The organism is Burkholderia sp. WSM2232 (assembly GCF_000472545.1).
Lineage (GTDB): Bacteria > Pseudomonadota > Gammaproteobacteria > Burkholderiales > Burkholderiaceae > Paraburkholderia.
In genome coordinates, this window is record NZ_AWZV01000047.1 from 1 (window position 1) to 21,092 (window position 21,092).

The 21,092-nt window shown below is 64.0% G+C and carries 18 protein-coding genes and 1 pseudogene; 7 read left to right on the plus strand and 12 right to left on the minus strand.

What is annotated here, in order from left to right; all coding sequences use genetic code 11:
- The first annotated feature begins 304 nt into the window (after nucleotides 1-304).
- Nucleotides 305-1,855, plus strand: a complete 1,551-nt coding sequence (locus tag F757_RS0128610; RefSeq protein WP_027214365.1) for a methyl-accepting chemotaxis protein — start codon at nucleotides 305-307, stop codon at nucleotides 1,853-1,855.
- Nucleotides 1,856-1,873: 18 nt separating this feature from the next.
- Here the strand turns inward: F757_RS0128610 and F757_RS34265 are convergent, their stop codons facing one another.
- The gene (locus F757_RS34265) at nucleotides 1,874-3,208 is read right to left on the minus strand and encodes an MFS transporter (protein WP_051376887.1); all 1,335 of its coding nucleotides are present in this window, start codon (nucleotides 3,206-3,208) and stop codon (nucleotides 1,874-1,876) included.
- On the opposite strand from F757_RS34265, the gene F757_RS36340 reads away from it, so the two are divergent.
- The 3 genes and pseudogenes from F757_RS36340 to F757_RS0128645 all read left to right on the plus strand — a co-directional run bounded on the left by F757_RS36340 (nucleotide 3,095) and on the right by F757_RS0128645 (nucleotide 5,814).
- Entirely contained in the window at nucleotides 3,095-3,877 is a 783-nt protein-coding gene (locus F757_RS36340) for a TauD/TfdA family dioxygenase (RefSeq protein WP_232221477.1), read from the plus strand. The genes F757_RS34265 and F757_RS36340 overlap by 114 nt on opposite strands.
- Before the next feature lie 33 nt (nucleotides 3,878-3,910).
- Nucleotides 3,911-4,752 (plus strand): annotated as a pseudogene (locus F757_RS34275) (isocitrate lyase/PEP mutase family protein).
- Nucleotides 4,753-5,193: 441 nt separating this feature from the next.
- On the plus strand, nucleotides 5,194-5,814 hold the full coding sequence (locus F757_RS0128645; protein WP_027214367.1) for an NADPH-dependent F420 reductase: 621 nt from the start codon (nucleotides 5,194-5,196) through the stop codon (nucleotides 5,812-5,814).
- A gap of 67 nt (nucleotides 5,815-5,881) precedes the next feature.
- On the opposite strand, the gene F757_RS34280 is transcribed toward F757_RS0128645, so the two are convergent.
- The 11 genes from F757_RS34280 to F757_RS0128700 form a co-directional block, all read right to left on the minus strand.
- The gene (locus F757_RS34280; RefSeq protein WP_198021448.1) at nucleotides 5,882-6,847 is read right to left on the minus strand and encodes a helix-turn-helix domain-containing protein; all 966 of its coding nucleotides are present in this window, start codon (nucleotides 6,845-6,847) and stop codon (nucleotides 5,882-5,884) included.
- Nucleotides 6,848-7,017: 170 nt separating this feature from the next.
- Nucleotides 7,018-7,938: a LysR substrate-binding domain-containing protein gene (locus F757_RS0128655; RefSeq protein ID WP_027214368.1), complete on the minus strand. Its 921-nt coding sequence runs from the start codon at nucleotides 7,936-7,938 to the stop codon at nucleotides 7,018-7,020.
- Nucleotides 7,935-9,014, minus strand: a complete 1,080-nt coding sequence (locus F757_RS0128660; RefSeq protein ID WP_027214369.1) for an acetamidase/formamidase family protein — start codon at nucleotides 9,012-9,014, stop codon at nucleotides 7,935-7,937. The genes F757_RS0128655 and F757_RS0128660 overlap by 4 nt, the downstream gene beginning before the upstream one ends.
- A 50-nt stretch (nucleotides 9,015-9,064) precedes the next feature.
- Nucleotides 9,065-10,054 carry a PDR/VanB family oxidoreductase gene (locus tag F757_RS0128665; protein WP_051376890.1) on the minus strand — a complete coding sequence of 330 codons (990 nt, stop codon included), beginning with the start codon at nucleotides 10,052-10,054 and terminating at the stop codon, nucleotides 9,065-9,067.
- Entirely contained in the window at nucleotides 10,051-10,869 is an 819-nt protein-coding gene (gene ygiD / locus F757_RS0128670; protein WP_035467570.1) for a 4,5-DOPA dioxygenase extradiol, read from the minus strand. Before ygiD ends, F757_RS0128665 begins: the two co-directional genes overlap by 4 nt.
- A gap of 5 nt (nucleotides 10,870-10,874) precedes the next feature.
- A complete protein-coding gene (locus tag F757_RS34285; RefSeq protein ID WP_051376891.1) occupies nucleotides 10,875-12,725 on the minus strand; it encodes an ABC transporter ATP-binding protein in 1,851 nt (616 codons plus the stop codon).
- Entirely contained in the window at nucleotides 12,722-13,654 is a 933-nt protein-coding gene (locus F757_RS0128680; RefSeq protein WP_232221476.1) for an ABC transporter permease, read from the minus strand. The genes F757_RS34285 and F757_RS0128680 overlap by 4 nt, the downstream gene beginning before the upstream one ends.
- Complete coding sequence (locus F757_RS0128685; protein ID WP_198021449.1) at nucleotides 13,651-14,727, minus strand: ABC transporter permease; 1,077 nt, start codon at nucleotides 14,725-14,727, stop codon at nucleotides 13,651-13,653. The genes F757_RS0128680 and F757_RS0128685 overlap by 4 nt, the downstream gene beginning before the upstream one ends.
- A 25-nt stretch (nucleotides 14,728-14,752) precedes the next feature.
- The gene (locus F757_RS0128690) at nucleotides 14,753-16,000 is read right to left on the minus strand and encodes an aromatic ring-hydroxylating oxygenase subunit alpha (protein ID WP_027214374.1); all 1,248 of its coding nucleotides are present in this window, start codon (nucleotides 15,998-16,000) and stop codon (nucleotides 14,753-14,755) included.
- A 35-nt stretch (nucleotides 16,001-16,035) separates the two neighbouring features.
- On the minus strand, nucleotides 16,036-17,583 hold the full coding sequence (locus F757_RS0128695) for an ABC transporter substrate-binding protein (RefSeq protein WP_084531070.1): 1,548 nt from the start codon (nucleotides 17,581-17,583) through the stop codon (nucleotides 16,036-16,038).
- A gap of 138 nt (nucleotides 17,584-17,721) precedes the next feature.
- A complete protein-coding gene (locus tag F757_RS0128700) occupies nucleotides 17,722-18,837 on the minus strand; it encodes a porin (RefSeq protein ID WP_027214376.1) in 1,116 nt (371 codons plus the stop codon).
- Nucleotides 18,838-19,130: 293 nt separating this feature from the next.
- Between F757_RS0128700 and F757_RS0128705 the strand changes: the two genes are divergently transcribed.
- From F757_RS0128705 to F757_RS0128715, 3 genes are all read left to right on the plus strand, one after another.
- Nucleotides 19,131-19,856 (plus strand): SDR family oxidoreductase, encoded by a 726-nt coding sequence (locus tag F757_RS0128705; RefSeq protein WP_027214377.1) that lies wholly within the window; start codon nucleotides 19,131-19,133, stop codon nucleotides 19,854-19,856.
- A 19-nt stretch (nucleotides 19,857-19,875) separates the two neighbouring features.
- Nucleotides 19,876-20,061: a hypothetical protein gene (locus tag F757_RS0128710; protein ID WP_027214378.1), complete on the plus strand. Its 186-nt coding sequence runs from the start codon at nucleotides 19,876-19,878 to the stop codon at nucleotides 20,059-20,061.
- A 485-nt stretch (nucleotides 20,062-20,546) separates the two neighbouring features.
- The coding region (locus F757_RS0128715) for a TauD/TfdA family dioxygenase (RefSeq protein WP_027214379.1) at nucleotides 20,547-21,092 on the plus strand (546 nt) is incomplete at its 3' end.

Here is a 21,092-nt window from a genome sequence, read left to right on the forward strand (position 1 = left end):
GAACGCTAGCCTCTGCTCGCAACCGGGCATTGGAGAACCGTCGTCGAGGACAACTACAGCCTTGGCCAATGCGGCGAAATCAGCGACGTGACTGCAGGACTTTGCAGGAGGCGATGAGAGTGTCCCCGGCCGTACCGCGAAAGGNGCGGAAAGGTATGTTTTTCTCGCGATGTCTAAGTGTTTCATTGCAACGGCCGTTAACNCGTTCGCCACACCAGCGCTGCACCGGGCCNGGGCTGACTGACGAGACCAAGAGATGACATCGACGAAAACCACCATTGCTGCGACCAATGCGCGTATCCCCCTGACGCTCAACCAGAAGCTCGCCTCGACGATCGTCGTGCTTTGGGTCGGCCTTCTGTTCATTGCTGCCATGGGAATCTGGCAAACGCGCGACGCCATAATCGCGGAGCGACGTATGCAGCTTTCCACGCTGATCGACCAGGCGACGAGTGCCATTACCCGGTTTCATAGCGAGGCGGCGCGCAATCTCCTCAGCGACGATGAGGCGAAGCGGCAGGCGAAGGCCGTGATCGCATCGCTCCGTTACGGCAAGGACGGCTATATCACCGTTTGTGATTCGCAAGCTGTCATCGTCGTTCATCCGCTCAAGCCCGAAGTCGCGGGCAAAAGCATGGCGGACATGACCGATACCAACGGCAAGCGCTTCTACGCCGATCTCATCGGCACTGCACGACAGCCACAGGGTGGTTTCGTCAGCTACTACTGGCCAAAGCCCGGAGGCGAGGCGCCGATCGAGAAGCTGGCCTACTCGAAGCGCTTTTCGGACTGGGACTGGGTGCTATTCACCGGCGCGTACATGGACGACATTCGCTCGACGGTCATCACCTGCGCCGTGCGCTGGCTGGTGGCCGTTGCTATCTTCGGCGGCCTGGCCACGGTGATTATGTCTATCGCCCTCAGGAGCGCGCGCCAGTCTATCGGCGGGCAGCTCGAAGCCGCGGTCGAGACCGCGCATCGCGTGGCCGAGGGCGACCTTGCCGTGGACGTGCCCGTGCTGCCGGGGGACAGGACCAGTCTTATGTATGCGTTAAGCTCCATGCGGAATGGCCTCGAAGCAGCCATGACCGATGTGAGGAACAGCGCCGAGAACATTACGGTCGGTTCTTCCGAGATCGCGGCGGGCAACGCGGATCTGTCGCGGCGTACAGAACAGCAGGCCGCCGCCGTGCTCGAGACGGCGTCGAGCATGAACCAGATGACGGAAAATGTGCGCAGCAATGCAGAAAGCGCCAAATTCGCGGCCGCACTGGCCGGCGGCGCGGCCACGATTGCCACGCGGGGCAGCACGGTGGTGAACGACGTCATCCTCACAATGGACGCGATCACGACCAGTTCGAACCAGGTCAACGACATCATTTCGGTGATCGACGGCATTGCCTTCCAGACAAACATCCTTGCGCTCAATGCAGCCGTCGAAGCAGCGCGGGCCGGCGAGCAGGGCCGGGGCTTTGCCGTCGTGGCCGCAGAGGTGCGCAGTCTCGCGCAACGCTCGGCAACGGCCGCCAAAGAGATTAAACAGTTGATCGAGGCGTCGTCGAAGACGGTCCAGCAGGGCACGGTACACGTGTCGGCCGCTGGCACGACCATGAGCGAGATTGAGCGCGCGGTTCGCCAGGTCAACGACATCCTGCGCGAGATCAGCAATGCATCGCAAGAGCAAAGCGCCGGCATTGAGCAGGTCAACGCCGCCGTCAACCAGATCGACAAGGCGACGCAGCAGAATGCTGCCCTCGTCGAAGAGGCCGCTGCCGCCGCTCAGTCGTTGAACGATCAGGCCGCAACGCTGCGCGAGGTCATTGGCCGCTTCTCGTTGTCCGGCAACAAGAATTAACAATCGGTCTATCGCACCTTACAACCAGGAGGTGCCAGGCGATGCGCCTGCGGACATCCGAAGGCTTCGCGGAATTTCCCCGCAAGAAAAGCTGATAAGGAGAGCGGGCGCCGTATGACAGGCGGCGCCCCTGGATATGACTATTGCTGCGCCGAAACGCCGGTGCTGCGGCCGTGCATGGCCGATGGCTGCCCCGCGTTCGCCGCACGATGGGGCTGTGCTGCGGGGTTGGGCGCGATCTCTTCCAAGGTCCGGGCACGCGTGTTCACGCCCAGCACCAGCAACGCGACGATCTGCAGCGCGATTAGGCCGATCTGAAAGTTGGTGACGCCGAAGATCCCACCCATTCCGAAGATCACTACGATCCCACCCTGCGTGCCCGCGGACGCGAGACGGTCGACCGCGGCGGACAGCGATGATCCGCGCATGCGCAGTTCCGTGGGAAAACAGTTCGGGAATATAGACCGCGAACGCGAGCGAGGTGATGCACCCGGAGCACATCATGATCACGGCGCCGGTTGCCATCAGTTCGATGGGCGTGTGAGCCATCGGATAGAGCGCCGTCGCTATTGCTTCGAGCGCCAGCACGCCAACGATGCTTAGGCGGCGGCCGATCCGGTCCGTCAGCGCAATCCCGATCAGGCATCCGACAGGTGTGCCAATACCCATAACCGCCGTGTATCCGAGCCTCGAGGTGACAGCGATGCCCTGCTTGACGAGAAACCTCGGAAACCAGGCGATCAGACCGTAGAGAACCGACATGTTGACTGCGGACATTATCATCGCGAGCACGGTTCGCGACAGCAGCGGACGTTTGAACAGTGCCGAATAGCCGGGCGCCGCAGCGACAGGCGCTGCGTCGATGGATGCCGCCGTGACCGACGCCAATGCGTCGCTCCACGCCGCACGCTCTGCAAAGCGGGCCTCGATCGAACGCAACAGCGCGTCGGCTTCCTCGTGACGTCCCTGCGATTCGAGCCAGCGCGGCGATTCGGGCATCGACTTGCGCAGGAACCAGATGCCGACGGCACCGAGCCCGACCAGTGCGAACATCGAACGCCAGCCGAGCGCCGGAATGGCCCAATAACCGACGATGCCGGTCGCCGTCACCGACAGATTCGTGAGCAAGGCAAGAATTGCGCCGAAGCGCCCGCGCGCGAGGCTCGGAACAAACTCGCCCAGCGCCGCATATCCGATGATCAGCTCCGCACCTCGGCCCACGCCCATGACGAATCGCAGATCCGCGATTCCGGCGCGACCTATAAATCGAAGAACGGCCGCGGCTACAACACCAACGCGGCGCTCGACTTCCACGCCGACTCCTGCGATGTCGTCGCCCTGCTCTGTCTGCATCCTGCCAAGTCGGGCGTCAAAAGCAAGATTACGAGTTCGTTTGCGATGGTCGAGGAGATCCGCAAGCGCCGCCAGGAGCTGATCCACGTGCTGAAGGGACCGGTTTTTCACAGCTATCAGGGCACGCAGGCGCCCGGCCGGCCGGGATTCTACAACTGCCCCGTGATCGGTTCGCTGCCGCATTACTTCGCGCTGCGCGCCAATCGCAAGAATACGAACGCCGCCCAAACGGGTTTCCCGGAAGTGCCGCGCCTCACGCCCGAACTCACCCAAGCGCTCGATCTGCTCGATGAACTCGCCGCCGATCCGCGTCTGTGTTACTCGATGTGGCTCGAACAGGGCGACCCGCAACTGCTGAACAACTACGTCGTGCTGCATTCGCGCACGGAATTCGAAGACTTCGAAGACGAGGCGAACCGCCGCCACCTGCTGCGCCTGTGGCTGTCGGTCCCGGATTCGGCGCCCCTGCCGCCCGAGTGGGAGTATTACTTCGCCGACGTGCGCCCCGGTTCGGTGCGCGGCGGCGTGCGCGGCAGTTACATCACGGATGCGTTTTTGCGCTTCGAGAAACGCCAGGCCGAACGGATGAACATATTGCTGAGGCCCGATCTGGACGGCACGACCCCAGCATCGACGACGGCCACCGAAGAAGCGCATGTCGTTGCGTGAGGATGTCATCCGAGCCGGCGGACCAGCACGGACCTGAAGCGCCGCCTCGCTATTGGCGAAACGGTGCTCCCGCCCGGCGTGTACGATGCGCTTACCGCGCTCATCGCAGAGCAGGCGGGATTCAACGCGCTGTACCTGTCTGGCGGCGCGGTCGCTTATACGTCGTTCGGCCGCTCCGATGTTGGTCTCACGACAGCCAAGGAAGCAGTCGACACTTTATGGCGCATCACGGATCGCGTGCGCCTCCCTGTCATCGTGGATGGCGATACGGGCTTTGGCAGCGCGCTGAACACGCAACGAACCGTGCGCGATTTTGAGCGCGCCGGAGCAGCGATGATCCAGCTTGAAGACCAAAGCTTTCCGAAGCGCTGCGGTCATCTCGCGGACAAGACGCTGGTGTCGTCCGCCAAGATGCGCGGTAAGCGGCGCTCGACGCCCGCCATTCTTCCGGCACACTTGTTCCCGCGCGCACCGATGCCATTGCCGTCGAAGGATTCGACGCGGCAATGGATCGCGCGCAGGCGTATCTCGCATGCCGCGTGGACGCACTGTTCGTCGAGGCCGTCAACACTACGGAGCAGATGGACATCGTATGCAAGCGGTTCGGCAAGCGTGTTCTGCTGCTCGCGAACATGGTGGAAGGCGGCAAGACACCGGTGCGAAGCGTCGAGGAGTTGCGTCAGCGCGGGTATCGCATCGTCGTTTTTCCTGGCTGTACCGCCCGGTTCGTCGCGCGCGGTCTGCAACGGTAGTGCACGTGTCTGCTGGACCACGGAACGACTGAGCCGATGTGGCCGGACATGCTGACGTTCAACGAGCTCAACGAAGTGATTGGTACGCCTGAATTGCTCGCTTTGAGCAAGAGCTACGTATGAGTCGATGTTCTCTCATCGATTGCGAGAGAAGATTTCACGATGTGAGCGGCCCACGGAAAGCGGGCCGCATCCTTTGTGTTTGGATCTCAACCGGCCTTAACGTCATCACCGTCGACTTTTGGCCCCCGACCTCTCGCTTGATCGCGACCAGCTCGAATGCCGGTACGTGATCGCGAACACACCGTTGACTACAACTGTCACGCTTGACCGTGATTAATCGCCGCTCAGACGTTGCCCTCAGCTCTGACCGGATCGGAGCTGTCTGGTCGCTGCCTTGCAAGGCTCACCGCGCAGTGCAAATATCCCTTCCAGCTTGCGCTCAGTTCCAGCGGATCAGTCGCCAGCTCGCCACCTGGTCGACAGACTGTCAACCGCGCCGGCATTTATCGCCATCCGTGCTTCCCGTACATTCGCTGTACTCAACTTAACTGGAGAACAGCGATGAGAATCACCGTGGTGGGATACGGCAACGTAGGTGCGGCGATGGTGAAACAACTGGCGGCAGCAGGCCATGAAGTAGAAGTCACGGGGCGCAAGCTTGCGCACGTTCAAAAGGTTGCCGCGCAATTTGGCGCGAAGAGCACGTCGTTGTCCGCGGCTGCAAAGGACGCGGAAGTTGTCGTGCTGGCGGTGCCATACGGCAATGCCGGCGCCGCGCTGGCCGAACTCGGTTCGCTCAAAGGCAAAGTGCTCGTCGACGTGACCAATCCCCTCACCGACGACTACATGGGCCTGACCATCGGCCACACTACGTCCGCCGCAGAAGAAATCGCCAAGCTCACCGGCGCCACGGTCGTCAAGGCGTTCAACACGCTGTTTGCACAAGTGCTCGACGGCGGCGCGGCGTTCCCATCGCAAGCCGCATCGGTTTTCATCGCCGGCAACGACAGCGACGCGAAGCAGAAAGTTGCGAATATGGCTGAATCGATGGGCTTCGCGAGCATCGACGCGGGCGGCCTGCACAACGCCCGCTATCTCGAAGCGGTCGCGGGTTTGAACATTTATCTCGGCTATGGTGCAGGTCTTGGCGTGCAGATCGTGCCGACATGGATCAAGCGATAAGCGACCGGTTTAGCGACAGCTTCACGCCAGCAAGCCGCTTGTGTCGACGAGACGGAAGCGGCTATTTTCATTCAGCTTCATCGATCGCGGCACCGCCGCTCTTGCGGCACTCACGCGGCGTCATGTCGAACCTGGCCCGGAAACTGCGACTGAAGTGCGCCGCATCATTGAAGCCCCAGCGAAAGCAGATCTCCGATACCGACAATGCCCGATGCGCCGGGCTCAACAGTTCCTGCCTGCATCGTTCGAGGCGGCGCTCGCGCACGTAGCCGGTAAAGCTCATCCCCGCGTCCTCGAAAAGTTTCTGCACGTACCGCGAGGAAACGTGCTGCTGCTCGGTAATCGCGTTCAGCGAGAGATCCGCACTGCCGAGCTGCTGATCGATTGCCTGGCAGATTCGCACGAAATGCTCCGAACGCTTGCGGTCCCCGAGCGTGTGCGCCGCCAGATGACTTGCCAGACTCGCGGTCAGGAATTCCGACACTGCCACCTCGATCGGGTGAATGTGCTCCGCGTCGAAGTACTCCAGCTCGTCGCCCACCGCGCGCAGCATCGCCGCGAGCACGCGAGTGAGGCTCGAATCGGCCGGCAGCACACCGGTGCTCAACCGGCGTGGATCGACGAGGCCGGGGTGAAGCACACTCGTCGGCACACGCACATACAGCAGCCGGAAATCCGCGTAAAGCTCCAGCGTTGAATCACGCCCGCATGGCCCGTACAGCATGTCGCCGCGCGCGACGGACACCCGCTCGCCGGAGCCGACGAACATCGAGCGCCCTTCCAGCAGCAACGCCAGCCACAGCGCCGCCTGCTGGTTGCGAAAGCTGCCGGAGATAGTCAGCGGCGTCGCGCGCATCCGCGAAAACTCTATGCCGGTGGGCGAAACGATTCCGTGAACGTCGCCTTCGAAACCGTCGCTGATCGGCGTAGCGTCGTGCGGCAGGCACGCGGCCGTCATCGCTTCGCGCCAGACCTGCGAACGCTGTTCCGTCGAAATCGCTTGGGTGGAAAAGTGCCAGGACTTCAACGACATGACCCTGCTCTCCAACATCCATTGACCTGCGTCAAGGTATGCAAATGTCGCACCATGTCGTCATGCGCCATTAATACGTGGTCTGAGCCGCGCCACCGCCCCTCGATCGGCATGGGCTGACTCGTAAGGGTGCACGCTGCACCGCATTGATCAGCACAGCGCCCCCAAGATCATGCGCGCGTCCACGCCACCGTCCACGGCGCGTCGCGCCATTGCTCAGCCAGGTAATCTACGGCGACGCGGGTTTTCGCAGGCAACTGGGCGCGGCTCGGATAAACCGCGTAGACGCCGATCGGCGGCGGCGTGAAGCCTTCGAGAACTGGCACGAGCCGTCCACGCGACAGGCTTTCCATCACGAGAAAGAGCGGCTGCAGCACGAGCCCGACGCCCGCCTCCGCCGCCGCGACGCAGGTTTCACCGTTGTTCGCGCTCATCACCGGACGAGGACGACCGATATGTTCGCGCCCGCTCGCGCGCTCGCGCAGCCGCCAGTCGTTGCGCTCGCTGAAGTAGCCATAGGCAATCGATTGATGCGCGGACAGCTCGGCCGGCGTCAGCGGCTCGCCGTGGCGCTCCAGATACGAAGGCGCCGCGCACATGACGAGCGGCGTATTCGCGAGGCGCCGATGTACCAGCGAAGACTCGGCCGGACGCGCTATCCGGATCGCCAGATCGAAGCCTTCCGCGACGATATCGACAAGTGCATCGGACAACGCGATAACCGGCCGGACGTCAGGCGCACGCGCCAGCAGCCCGGCCCAAAGCGGCGCGAGATGAGTGATGCCAAAGCTCACTGGCGCGCTGATTCGCAGATCGCCAGACGCACGCGCGCCCTCGCCTTGCGCGGCGCGATCGGCCGAATCGAGTCGCTCCAGAATTTCGCGACACGCGCGACAGTAGGCTTCACCCGCCGCTGTCAGCGCGACCTTGCGCGTCGTGCGATGCAAAAGCCGGGCGCCGAGCCGGGTTTCGAGCGCCTGCACGGTACGCGAAACGAGCGCGCGCGACACGCCGTTAGCGTCTGCGGCGGCCGCGAAGCCGCCCGCATCGACGACGCTGACGAACGACTCGATCTCGCGCAGCCGGTTCACTTCTTGCCGAGCTTCGGAAAGATGCCGCGCGGCAGCCGCACGTGCGCGCCGAGCGTCGCGTCGACCACCTGTGTAATGCCGACATCGCCCGCGACGCTCATCAGCGAATACGCGTCGTTACGCGACAGGCCGACATGCTCTTCGAGCAGATGCATCGTGTCGAGCGACGCGTTGCGAAGCGCCTGATCGAGTTGCGGATCGAAGCCGTGAACGATCCAGCTGTCGGCGGTTTCGAGCAGTGGCGTCGGGAACGTGAAGTCACGGCGCAAGATGATCTGCATCGTCACATTCAGCGACGACTCGATCGCGGTGCCGCTGATTTCGCCGTCGCCTTGCGAAACATGCGGATCGCCGACCGAAAACAGCGCGCCGTCCACCTGCACCGGGTAGTACATCGTGGCGCCAGCGCCGATGCGCCAGTTGTCGATGTTGCCGCCGTGGCGGCCGGGCGGAATCGTGCTCACGCGCCCGTCCACCGCGGGCGTGACGCCGGCCGTGCCCAGGTGCGGACGCGCTGGAATGCGCACGCCATCGAGCGCGGGCTGGCGATCGCACACCGGGCATTCCGTGATTGTGCCGGGCGTCACGTACCTGCCCTTGAAATCGTATGCATACAGCGCCGACGCATGGTTCGCACCTTCGTCCAGTTCATAGATCGTCACGCGTTCCTTCTCGCCCATCTCCTTGTATAGATAGCCCCAATTCGCTGCGAGGTTCGAGCCGTAGCGGCAGCGCGGCGTCATGTGCAGATAACGCACTTCGAGCATGTCGCCGGGCTTCGCGCCTTCAACGTGGATCGGCCCGGTCATGATGTGAACGCCGGGATTGCGGTCGTCCTCCGGAATCGCTCGCCAGAGTGTGTGCAAAGCCTGATCCATCATCAGGTCAGGGGCGTCGCCCGCATGGTGCGTGACGGCTTCGGCGTATACGAGATCGCCGCTTTTCACCCTCAGGGCCGGCGCAAGCGATGCGTCGAAATAGCCCCAGTGGACATTGCCGGGCGTTGCGCGCAGCGTGTGCAGCGCACCGGGTTCGATCGCGGCACGCGCGGCGCCTTCAGTTGGAATCAATGGCATGGTAGTGCTCGTTGAGAGTGACGTAGCGAAGAAATCGAAGCAAGCGGAAACTACAGGTCGATGACCAGCAACGGCGTCTTCGCGCGCGAACAGCACGGTGTAAAGACCTTGCCGGACGCCTGTTCATCTGCGCTCAGAACCCAGTCGCGATGATCAGGAACACCGTCGAGCACGCGCGTGATGCAGGAGCCGCACACGCCCTGTTCACAGGACATCGGCACGCGCACGCCGGCCTCGGCGAGCGCCGCGCATACGCTCTGTCCTTGCGCGACGTGCACGCGTTGGCCCGTCGATGCTAGTTCGACGTAAAACGGCTGGTCCGCTTGCGCCGGCGATGCCCTCGCGGTCTGCGAGGGCGCAGCAAAGCGTTCGCAGTGGAGATGATCGTCGGGCCAGCCCAGCGCGCGCGCGGTATCGAGCACGGCGTCGATCATCGCAGAAGGGCCGCACACGTACAGATGCCGCCCCGCTTCGAAGCCGCCGATCAACGGCGCGAAGTCGTTGCATCGGCTGGTATGGCGCGTCACCTCGGTGCGCCACGGTGCGCCCGCGATCTCATCGACGAATGCCTGGCGCTCAGGTGCCGACGCGAAATCGTGCATCGAGAAGCGGGTGCCAGACGCATGCAGCGTCCACGCCATCGCCAGCATCGGCGTGATGCCGATACCGCCGGAAATAAGCAGCGCCGCGCGTTGCGCCGGATGCATCCGAAAGTGGTTGCGAGGACCGACCGCGTCCAGGGTGTCGCCCACCTGCACGCGTTCGCACATGAAGCGAGAGCCGCCGCGGCCGTTCGCCTCGCATTGCACGGCGATCCGGTAGCGCATCGGGTCGCCCGGATCGCCGCAGAGCGAATATTGACGCGCCACGCCGTGGCAATCGATCTCGATGTGCGCGCCCGCATCGAAGCCCGGCAGGGGCAGATAGTCGGCCGCTTCGAATTCGAACGCAACGATGTCGCGGGCGATCTCGTCGCGGCTGACCACGCGCAGCTTCAACGCGGTCGCGGCATGTACGAGAGAAGCGTCGTGCAGATTCACGCGGCCTCCCGCACGCCAGAGGCACGGCTGCCGGCGAGAACGAAGCTCAGCATGCTCAGCGAGCCGTATTCGAGGAAGTTGCTCTCGAAGCTGACTTGGTCGTCGTCGTGTCGTGCGCCGAGCGCATATAGCACCGGCCAGTAGTGATCCGGCGTCGGCACCGAATGGAGCGCGAGTGGGCCCGCGCTTTCGTAATCGATCACGTCGTCGGGCCGGTTTTCCGCGATCGCGTTGGCGATGTGGTCATGAAACGTCTGCGCCCAGCCGTAGCCCGAGTCGCGCTTGCTCCAATCCATCGCCGGCAGGTTGTGGACGATGTTGCCGCTCGCAGCAATCAGCACGCCCTCGTCGCGCAGCGGCCTGAGCGCGTGCCCCAACTCATAATGACATCGCGCGTCGCAGCCGCGATCCATGCTCAGTTGCACGACCGGAATGCGTGCGTCGGGAAATGCCTTGAGCAGCACCGACCAGCTGCCGTGATCGAGCCCCCAGCGCTCGTCGAGCGTAACGGGCAGTGGCGCGAGCAGTTCGGCCACGCGGCGCGCGAGCGCCGGATCGCCCGGCGCGGGGTAGTGCTGTGCGAACAGCGCCGGTGGAAACGCGCCGAAATCGTGGATGGTGCGCGGCTGGTTCATCGCCGTCACGGCCGTGCCGCGCGTGAGCCAGTGCGCGGAGATCATCAGGATCGCGCGCGGCTTGCCGGCCGCCGCGCCCATCGCCGCCCAGGCGCGGGTCGCACGATTGTCTTCGAGCGCGTTCATCGGACTGCCGTGGCCGAAGAACATTACGGGCATGCGTGTTTGGTTGGTGGACATGTGCTTTATGCGTTCGATGCGGTGAGAAAATCGAATTGCGCGACGTGCGGCGCCGCGTCGATCAGAGTTTGCGTATAGGGATGCTGCGGATTCGCGAGCACGTCTTCGGTCGGTCCCGCTTCGACCACGACGCCGCGCCGCATGACGATCACGCGGGAGCACAGATAGCGGACCACCGCGAGATCGTGCGAGATCAGCAGCAGCGCGATCTTGTGCGAGTCGCGCAGCGCGAGCAGCAGTTCCATGATCTGCGCCTGCACCGAGACGTCGAGCCCGGAGACAATTTCATCGGCGACCAGCAGACGCGGCACCTCGCACAGCGCCCGCGCGATGTTCACGCGTTGCCGCTGGCCGCCCGACAACTGCGAAGGGAAGCGCGCTGCGTACTCTGGCGCGAGTCCTACTTCATCGAGCAGTTCGAGCGCACGGCGCGCGCGGTCCACGAGCATATGCGCGCGGCTTTCCACCGGCTGAGTGACGATGCTTGCGAGCCGCCGGCGCGGATTGAGGGCGGCGCGCGCGTCCTGAAAGATCATCTGGATCGCTTCGATGCGCTTTTGCCACATCGCGCGGCTCGCATCGAGTCGCTGGCCGTCGAGCAGGATCTCGCCTTCGCTGGGCGTTTCCAGGCCCATCACGAGACGCCCGAGCGTGCTCTTGCCGCTACCGCTTTCACCGACCACGGCGACGAACTCGCCGGGCGCGATCGTCAGGCCGAGCGGCTGCACGGCGTGCACTGCGGACTTTGCATAGCGCTTGCCGACGCCGCGCAATTCAAGGAACGGCGTAGTCGCCATCGCGCTGCGTGTATCCAGAGGCGTGCGCGGCGAGGCTTGCGGCAACGTGCCGGCGCGCAGGCAGCGCACCGCGCGGGGACCGCTCGCGAGCAACGGGACCGGTGCAATGCTGCAAGCGGGCATAACGTCGGCGCAGCGGGCGGCGAACCGGCAGCCATGCAGGGCGCCCAGTTCCTCGAAGCTCGGCATGTGGCCGTTCAGCGGCTCGACGCGCACGCGTTCGCCCTTCAGCACCGGATTCGCACGCAGCAATGCGCGCGTATAGGGATGCCGCGGCGCCGCCACCAGTTCGCGCGCCGGGCCGGTTTCCACCAGATCGCCGGCGTACAGCACGGCGATGTCGTGGCACGCATGCAGCGCAAGGCCGATATCATGCGTGACGAAAATCACGCTGGTGCCGCGCCGCACCTGCATATCGCGCATCAGTTCGACAACGTGGCGCTGCGTCGTTACGTCGAGCGCGGTGGTCGCTTCGTCGGAGATTACAAGATCGGGGTTGCTCGCGAACGCCATTGCGATGCACACGCGCTGACACATGCCGCCCGACAACTCGAATGGATAGCGAGCCAGCAAATTCTGCGGATCGGGGAGCAGCACTTCGGCCAACGCGTCGATGCTGCGCTGCTTGCGCTCGGGCGCGGCGACGCCGAGCCGCGCGAGATGCAGCGCGAACTGCCGGCCAATCGACAGCGTCGGATCGAGCGCGCTCATCGGTTCCTGCGGAATGTAGGCGATGCGCTTGCCGAGCAGCGCGCGTTGTTGCGCCGCGCTCGCGCCAAGCAGATCGATGCCGGCGAAACGCAGCTGGTCCGCGCGCAGTTCGAAACCGCGCGGCAGGCTGCGCGCGAGCACACCGCCGAGCATGCTCTTGCCCGCGCCGGATTCGCCGACGAGGCCGAGCGTGCGGCCGCGCCGCACCGCAAGCGCGACGTCGCGGAGCAACGCTACGCCGTCGCGTTCCACGTTGAGCGCTGCAAGCGTGAGCAGCTCATCGCCGCTTCCGTGCGCACTGGCCGCGCGCGACGCCGCCGGCGCCAGAGACTTGAACAGGCCGATCATCCGCGCCGCTCCGAACGTTCGAGAAGACGCGCATCGGTCGCGCGCCGCAGGCCCTCGCCGAGAAAGGTCGTCGCGAGCACGGCCAGCACCATGCCGGCGATCGGCAGAATCAGGCCCCACGGCGAAGTAAATACGTTGGCAAGGCCGTCGGATACCATCGTGCCCCAGCTCGGCTGGCTCGCGTTTGCCGACAGTCCGACGAACGACAGGCTGCACTCCGCGACGATCGCGATGCCCACCTCGAGACTCATCAGCGTGATCAGCGTCGGCAGCAATGCTGGCAGCACATCGCGAAAGATCGTCGCGAGCGGACCGGCGCCAGCGATGCGTGCGGCCGCGACGTAGTCGCGCCGCCGGATCACGATCACCTCGGCGCGCAGCACGCGGCAAAAACGCGTCCAGTCGACGAACACCAGCGCGACGATCACATTCGCGATGCTCGGCGACATCGACACGACCAGCACCAGCGCGAGCACCACCGCTGGAAACGACATCCACACTTCGACCAACCGCAACACTAGCCAGTCGGTCCTGCCGCCCCGCCATCCGGCCAGCACCGCCAGCAAGCCGCCGATCAGCGCGGTGCCCAGCGGCGCGACCAAGCCGACCAGTAGGGCGATGCGCGCACCGTAGATCGTCAGACTCAGCACGTCGCGGCCGAGCGCGTCTGTGCCGAACCAGTGCTCGTGCGAGCCGCCCGACGCCCACGCGGGCGGCAGCAAGGTCGACAGTAGATCCTGGTCGTCGGGCTGATACGGCGCGATCGCGGGCGCAAGCAGCGCGAGCACCACGAGCAGCAGCAGCACGCCCGCGCCGAACAGCACGCGCGGCTCGCGCGCGACGCGCCGCCATGCGGTCCGCGCAGGCGAGGCGGGCGACATAGGCAACGCTGGCCGCGGGCTCGCTTCCGAAACAAGCGGTGTATTCATAAACCTCTCAGACGCGGGTTGAGCAGTAGCTCGAGCGCATCGACGACCGCATTCGAGAACTGGACGACAATTGCGTAGATGAGCGCGAGTGCCTGGATCACCGGCAGGTCGCGCGCGCCGATGGCGTTGATCATCAGCGTGCCGATGCCGGGCATCCCGAACACCTTTTCGACCAGCAGCGTGCCGCCGATCAGCAGGCTCACCTGTATCGCCAGAATGTTCAGCGTAGGCAGCGCCGCATTGCGCCAGCCGTGCCGGCGCAAGATCTGCGCTTCGCTGAGACCGCGCAAACGCGCGGCGTGGATGTATTCCTCGGCGTAGGTATCGAGCAGACTGGAACGCAGAATGCGCATCAGCGGCGGCGCGATGCCCATGCCAAGCGCAAGGCACGGCAGCACGAGGTGCAACAGCGCATTGCCGAACGCTCTGAACTGGCCGTCGAGCAATGTATCGATGAGCAGGAAGCCGGTGTGCCGCGCGACGGTGTACGCGTTGTCGATCGGCCCGAGAAACGGCAACCAGCGCAGCGCGATGCCGAACAGCAGCACGAGCATAATGCCCCATAAGAAATCGGGCACCGACATCGCGAGCCCGTTGAGCATTTCGCAGATGCGCTCGGCGAACGTATCACGCCGGCTGAACGCATACACGGCGCTCGCGATGCCCGCCGCCACGCCTAGCAGCAAGCCGCCCGCGAGCAGTTGCAGCGTGGTCGGCAGCGCAGCGACGATTAGCCCGCCGACCGGCCGGCCGTTCTGCAGCGAATTGCCGAAGTCGCCGCGCACCAGATGCGCGAGCCAATGCAGATACTGTGCGGCGAGAGGCTGATCGAGCCCCAGCCCGTGCCGCACCTCGGCGATCTGCGCGAGGCTCGCGTTCGGTGGCAACAGCATTGCCGCGGGGTCCGAGTGCAGCAGCCGCAGCACGCCGAAGATCACCACCGACACCGCGATCAGGATCACGAGGCGCCGCGCGATACGCAGCGCGAACTTCAGCAGCCGATGCGGCAGTCCGTACGCAATCCCGCGCGTCGGCGCAGCCCCTACGCCTGTTTTGGTGGCTGACGTGCTCATGGGCGTGCTCATCGACGTGTATCCGTCAGCCCGCTACCGCGACGTCGATCGCGGCCAGCTTGCCTTGCGCGCTCGCGGCGGTTTCGCTCATGCGCTGGTAGGCCGCCTGGTAGCGCGGCACCAGCCACGCGTTGAGTTCCTGCTGCGCGCGCTCCTGCCACGAGTAGCGACCGCGCACCGCATAGCGCGATTTCAGCCCCACCTGCACCATCTCGTCGACATGCAGATCCTGCGCAATGATGTCCGACACCGCGCTCATGCTCATTTCGACGCGCTTCGCGAACAGCGGGTCTTTCATCGCACCGGGTGCGTACAGCACGCCCTGATCGAGGTAGTGTGTGCCCGCAGAATCGGCGCGCAGGATCATATAGATCACGCTGTCGACCGACACCACCAGCGACAGGGTCGGCGGCAGGTTCGCGAACAGCATCCGGTTACGCTCCTCGTCGGTCAGCTTCGGGAACACCGGGAACAGCGCGCGTTGCGTCGGATTGAACGCGGCATCGGCGTGCAGGGTGCCATTGGTCCGATAGTAGCCGGCCGTGTCCCCCGGGAGCTCGGCTGGGAAGCTCGCCAGAGCGCTCGGCACGAAGTCATGCAGCGGGCCGTGATGTAGCCGGTTCGCGTGATAGCCGTCGTTGTTGTTCTCAAACATCACCTTCCAGTTCCACCCGAAATGGAACGGCTGCTCCGGGCGCGGGCCCTCGGCGTTCTTCAGATCGAAGTTTTCGAGCACCGCGTCGAGCGCGGTCAGGCGCGGTGCGAGCGGTGCCGCCGCATGGTCGAAGTTGATGAAGATGAAGCCCTGCCAGCACTCCACCTGCATAGTCGGAAGACAGAAGTCCTTCTTCTCGAAGCCCTCCGTTTCTTCCATCGCGGGGGCGGCGATCAGTTCGCCGTCGAGCGAATACGCCCAGTGGTGATAGGGGCACAACAGCGCGCGCGCATTGCCGAAGCCTTCGGCCACCACCATTGCGCGATGCTGACACACCGACGACATGGCCTTGATCTCGCGCTTCGCGTTGCGCGTGATGACGAGCGGCTCGCCGACGATCGACGTCGTGAAGTAGTCGCCCGGATTGCGGATCCAGCCCGCACGTCCGACGCACAGCCACTCGTGATTGAACAACGCTTCCTTCTCGAACTCGAAGAAGTCCGCGTCGGTATAGCACGCGGGCGGCAAGGTCTCCGCCTGGCTAACGTGCTTCGCGGAGCGATCGAGCCCGGCAAAAAACTGCGCGTCAAATTTCGGATGAAGAGGTTTATTGACCATTACAGTGTTCCTTTGTCTCAGGTCGCGCGGCGTGTTCACGCGCTCCAGTAATCCGGCAGCATCCAGCCGCTCAGAAACGGCGTGTATTGCACGCCCTTGCGGTACGACGCAGTTGCGATGCCTTGCATCAGCGGCAACGCATAGCCTTCGCCAACCGCCCAGCGATGGAATTCCTTGTAGCCGGCGATGCGCCTCGCCTCGTCCAGTTCGGCGAGCAGCGGATCGAGCCGCGGCGAGACATCGGCGCTGCGCCACACCGAAAAACCCGTTTTGGGATTCAGATACGAGCCCGCGGACAGTTCGGGGTCGCCGCTGCCGTTCTGCCACATCCACAAGGTCGGGCCGGGCAGCGTGCCTGCCACGGCCTGAGCGAAGAACTGCGCCGTTTCGATCGGGCTTAGTTCGGCCTCGATGCCGACCTTTCTCCACATCTGCTGGATCGCGCGCGCCATGTCGTAGTCGCTCGGGTAGACGCCGTTCGTCGCGAGGAACTTGACCCGCACGGGCTTATCCGTCGAATAGCCGCTTTTCGCGAGCAGTGCCTTGGCCTGCGCAGGGTCGAACGCGAATTTGAAGTCTGTATCGAACGCGGGCGTGCCCGGCGCAGCGGGCGTCGACATCGGCGCGGGGACGTTGTTGAAGAACGCACGCACCAGCGCCTGCTTGTCGATTGCGTGATGCATCGCGAGCCGCACGTTCCTGTCCTGAGTCGGGCCGCCATTCACCATGTGGATCAGATACGAATCGATGGTCGGCGTGATCTTGCTGTCGTGCGTGCCGCCTTGCGCGAGACGCACCGCTTCCCGCAGCGGCAGCATGCCCGAGACGTCCGCCTGCGATGCCTGCACCGCCGCCACGCGCGCGGTCGGATCCTTGACGACCTGGAACACCACGTCGCGAATTTTCGGCGCGCCTCGCCAGTGCTTGTCGAACGCGCTTAGCGTGATGCGCGAATCGCGCTCGTAGGCGATCAGGCGATACGGACCCGAGCCGATCGGCTTGGCGATGAAGCCCTGTGCGCCGACCCGTTCGAAGTACTTACGGGGCAGGATGTAGCTTCCCATGTAGCCGAGGAACGCGGGCGCGGTGATCATCGGCGCCTTGAAGTGCATGAGCGCGCGCGTCGGCGACGGCGTCTCGATGCCTTCGAGGGCCCACCAGATGCCCCCGACCTGCAGCGACTTGTCGGCCTGGAGCCGGTCGAACAGCGTGAATTTGAAGTCGTCGGAGGTAAGGGTGTCGCCGTTGTGAAAAAGCACGTCGCTGCGCAAATCCAGCTCGAGCACCTTGCCCGCCGTATCTTTCCAGCGCCATGCAGTGACGACGCCGGCACGCAGCGTGCTTTTGACGTCGATGTCGAGGGCTGCGTCGAACACGCTGCGATAGATCGAAATTGGATTCGGCGCGACGCGCACCAGGGGGTCCCAGGACGGCACGTCGGTGGGAAAGGCGATCGTCAGCGGCCCGGTCGCGGCATCGGCGCTCACGCTTGCGCCGAGGGCGCCGAGCATGCCTGCCGCGGGCGCGCTCAGCCCCGCTAGCGTGCCGCCCAGCATCTGAATGAAGTTTCTACGAGTAGTCATGGAATGTCCGTTTGCGCGAAGCGCTTCATTGCGGCCATGCGGTGAAACCGTCACGACATGGCTTCAGATTAAGAGCCCAAAACCGCAGTGTCTTGTCCACGCGCGCACGCATTCCTGACTGGCGCGCGCCGGACGGCGTCAGAACGTGTGAATCATCGCGATGCGCGACGTGATCTGCGTGTTCGTGCTCGACGGCAGCGCATAGAAGCCGGCCCCCTGGTTCGCGTTGACACCGTCCTGCGCATGCAGATACGAGACGTTCACGTAAAAGCTGGTGCGCTTGCTCAGGTAGTACTGCGCGCCGATCGTCGGCTGATGCCAGTGAGTGTGGTCCCAGGTCGTGTACTGGTAGCCGCCGAGCACGGCGATATCGGGCGCGACGAAATACATCGCGCCCGCTTCGTAGACGTTCATGGTCGCGCTGCCGGTGGCTGCTTCCAGATGCGTCGACGTGAAGTTAGCGGCGAGCGTCAGCTTGCCGCGCGTATAGCTCGCGCCGATACCGAACTCCGACTGCGTGTCGACGACGAACGGTGTCGTATAGAACTGATCGTTCACGCTGCCGTCCGGATTGCGCGTCGCGACCGTCTGGCCGAGGAAGCGGAATACGCCGAATTGCGCGTACGGGTAGATGTCGACGTCGTGAAGACGCTCGTAGATCGCCGCAGTATTGAAGCCGCCGTTCCTGTAACTCAGGCCCAGACTGTATGCGCTGTCCTGCCTGAAGTTACCCGCTACGTTGCCGAAGCTCCACATGCCGCCGAAGCTGAAGCCGTCGAAAGTCGGGCTCTGATACTTGACCGAATTGGGCAACTGCACGGCGGAGATGCGATCGATATCGCCCATATGGCCCGCATACACGCTCGCATAGCCGTTGAGGTTGAACGGCGTGATGTAGTCGGCGATGAAGTCGTATTGGTTACCCATCGTCAACGTACCGTAGTTACTCGACAACCCGACGAACGCCTGGCGGCCGAACAGCGCGCCGTTATTGCGCAACGCGCCAGTGCCGAGCGAGAAGCCGTTTTCGAGCTGGAAGATCGCCTTGAGTCCACCTCCAAGGTCTTCGCTGCCCTTCAGCCCGAAGCGGCTGCCGAAGTTGGCGCCGTCCTGGAACTCGAACAGACGACCGCCGCCTTCGTTGCTGATGTATGTGAGGCCGGCGTCGATGAGGCCATACAGCGTGACCGAGCTTTGCGCATATGCGCCGCTCATTGCCGTCAGCATCGCAAAGCCCGTCAGATACTTTTTCATTGGTGTGGTCCTGGATAGAGGGGAACGTGTTTCTTCTACGTGAATCACTGCCGCGCGCCCCGGCGGGCAGCTCGATTCGGTACGTTCAACGCTATCCAGACAATTTCGGCAGTTCTTGACCAAATGCGCGCGAGGAATTGATTAATACCTCGTCAAAAATGATCTCGTCCCCCATGTCAAAAACATGCGCGACCCGACAAGCGTTTGCGCGCGTCGAGACAAGAGCCGGCGCGGTTTTCACGCTTAAGCTCGTGGCGCTGCGCTAGCGGCTTTCATCCACGGGAAGGAAAGACATGTCGAAAGGTCTTGTCATCATCACGGGAGCGAGTTCCGGCATCGGTGAAGCCACCGCCCGCCTCTTCTCCCAACTTGGCTACCCCTTGCTGCTGCTCGCTCGCAGACTCGGGCGTCTGCGAGGGCTGGAGTTACCCAACACGCTGTGCCGTCAGGTCGACGTCACCGATCGCGCCGCGCTGCTCGCGGCTGTGCGGGAAGCGGAAATACAATTCGGCCCTGCCGATGCGATCATTAACAATGCCGGCGTGATGCTGCTCGGCGACATGACGGCGCAGCACCCCGAGGAGTGGGACCGGATGCTCGATGTCAACGTGAAGGGCGTACTCAACGGCGTGCATGCGGTGCTCGCCGGCATGGTGGCGCGGCGGCGCGGCACCATCGTCAATGTGAGCTCGACATCGGGCCGCAAGACGTATCCGCAGCACGTGGCCTACGTCGGAACGAAGCACGCGGTGCATGCACTTTCCGAGAACCTGCGCGAGGAAGTGTCGCCGCATAACGTGCGCGTGGTGCTGATCGCGCCCGGCGCATGCAACACCGAATTACAGACCGTCACCACCAACCACGCGATCAAGGAAGGCTTCCAGGCGTGGAAGGACTCGATCGGCGGCGTGATCCTGGAACCGCAAGAGGTGGCCGAAGCCATCCGCTTCGCGTATGAAATGCCGCAAAATGTCTGCATCCGCGAGATCATGCTCGCGGCAACGAATCAGCCCGTTTGAACACGGAACGCGCTTCCGTATGAAGTCCCGCAGTCTTTCGATGCTGCTCGCCGCGCTGTCGGTGCTCGGCCCATTCGCCACCGACAGCCACTTGCCGGCGCCGCCTGCCGTCGCGCGGCAGTTCGCCGTGAGCGAAGAGATGGTGATCAGCCAGGCGATCATGCGCGATACGATGGCGGGTGCAGATGCAGCGCACGCTGGCTGACATCATGATGATGTTAGCGCTCGCGCCGGCCGTCGCGCCGGTGCTCGGCGGCCAGTTGAACGCGGCTTTCGGCTGGCGCGATCTTCGCGCTGTTCGCAGTGTTTGCGCTGACACTGCTCGCGGTGTGCCGGCTGTGGCTCGCGGAAAGCCTGCCGGCTGCCGAGCGGCATACATTCCATCTGTCCGCGATCATGCGCAACTACCGCGACGCGCTGCTCCACCGGCGTTTCGTTCTTGGCGTGCTAGCGAACGGCTGCGCATTCGGCGGTTTTGACTCGCCGTCGCGGTCGCGAGCGGCATCCGGCCTTCGGGTGTTGGGGCGCGAGCCTCGCGCCTGGTCTGACGCGCTGGCGCAGCGTGTCCTCGTCCAAAGCCTGACGATCAAGCGGTCGTACGTCTGCGGGCAAGAAAACCCGCGCAAATTTGACCATGATACGTTCGTGATCGTCGATCACGCCTCTCAACGCCTCAACCCCGATACCATCATGACGACTTCCATTGCGTTGTCCCCGGTCACCAGCGCCGCNGCGTGGCGCGGCGACNAACTTCTCGACAAGCAGAACTGGATCTACCATCTGAACGAAGCNCAGATCGGCGAGCTGGAAGTGCTCGGGCGGCGCTTCNTCGAGGACGATCCCGANCTGCGCTTCGTNAAGGCCTCGGACTATCCCCTCAATGCATGCGCCGCCGCGGTCGACGAATGGTGCAAAGACATCGACGAGGGACGCGGCTTCGTGCTCGCGCGCGGGCTGCGCACGCATCTTTATTCCGATGCGTTGTCGGCGGCGATCTATTACATCCTGGGCCTGCACATCGGCGATCCGATCCGCCAGAACGAACTCGGCGATCTGCTCGATCATGTCTACGCGACTTCCGACAAAACGCTGGACGATCCCGATGCGCTTTCGGCCAAGATTCGCGACCTGCTGCCGTTTCACTCCGACAGCTCGGACGTGGTCGCGTTGATGTGCCTGCGCCCAGCGCTCGAAGGCGGCGCGTCGTGCATCGTGTCCGGCGCAGAGATCTACAAC

Coding starts and splice junctions, on each gene's coding strand:
- F757_RS0128710 (WP_027214378.1), top strand. CDS start 19,876: ATGAAGTCCCGCAGTCTTTCGATGCTGCTCGCCGCGCTGTCGGTGCTC.
- F757_RS0128690 (WP_027214374.1), bottom strand. CDS start 16,000: ATGGTCAATAAACCTCTTCATCCGAAATTTGACGCGCAGTTTTTTGCC.
- F757_RS0128685 (WP_198021449.1), bottom strand. CDS start 14,727: ATGAGCACGTCAGCCACCAAAACAGGCGTAGGGGCTGCGCCGACGCGC.
- F757_RS0128660 (WP_027214369.1), bottom strand. CDS start 9,014: ATGCCATTGATTCCAACTGAAGGCGCCGCGCGTGCCGCGATCGAACCC.
- F757_RS0128700 (WP_027214376.1), bottom strand. CDS start 18,837: ATGAAAAAGTATCTGACGGGCTTTGCGATGCTGACGGCAATGAGCGGC.
- F757_RS0128695 (WP_084531070.1), bottom strand. CDS start 17,583: ATGACTACTCGTAGAAACTTCATTCAGATGCTGGGCGGCACGCTAGCG.
- F757_RS34280 (WP_198021448.1), bottom strand. CDS start 6,847: ATGTCGTTGAAGTCCTGGCACTTTTCCACCCAAGCGATTTCGACGGAA.
- F757_RS34285 (WP_051376891.1), bottom strand. CDS start 12,725: ATGATCGGCCTGTTCAAGTCTCTGGCGCCGGCGGCGTCGCGCGCGGCC.
- F757_RS0128680 (WP_232221476.1), bottom strand. CDS start 13,654: ATGAATACACCGCTTGTTTCGGAAGCGAGCCCGCGGCCAGCGTTGCCT.
- F757_RS0128705 (WP_027214377.1), top strand. CDS start 19,131: ATGTCGAAAGGTCTTGTCATCATCACGGGAGCGAGTTCCGGCATCGGT.
- F757_RS0128645 (WP_027214367.1), top strand. CDS start 5,194: ATGAGAATCACCGTGGTGGGATACGGCAACGTAGGTGCGGCGATGGTG.
- F757_RS34265 (WP_051376887.1), bottom strand. CDS start 3,208: ATGCAGACAGAGCAGGGCGACGACATCGCAGGAGTCGGCGTGGAAGTC.
- ygiD (WP_035467570.1), bottom strand. CDS start 10,869: ATGTCCACCAACCAAACACGCATGCCCGTAATGTTCTTCGGCCACGGC.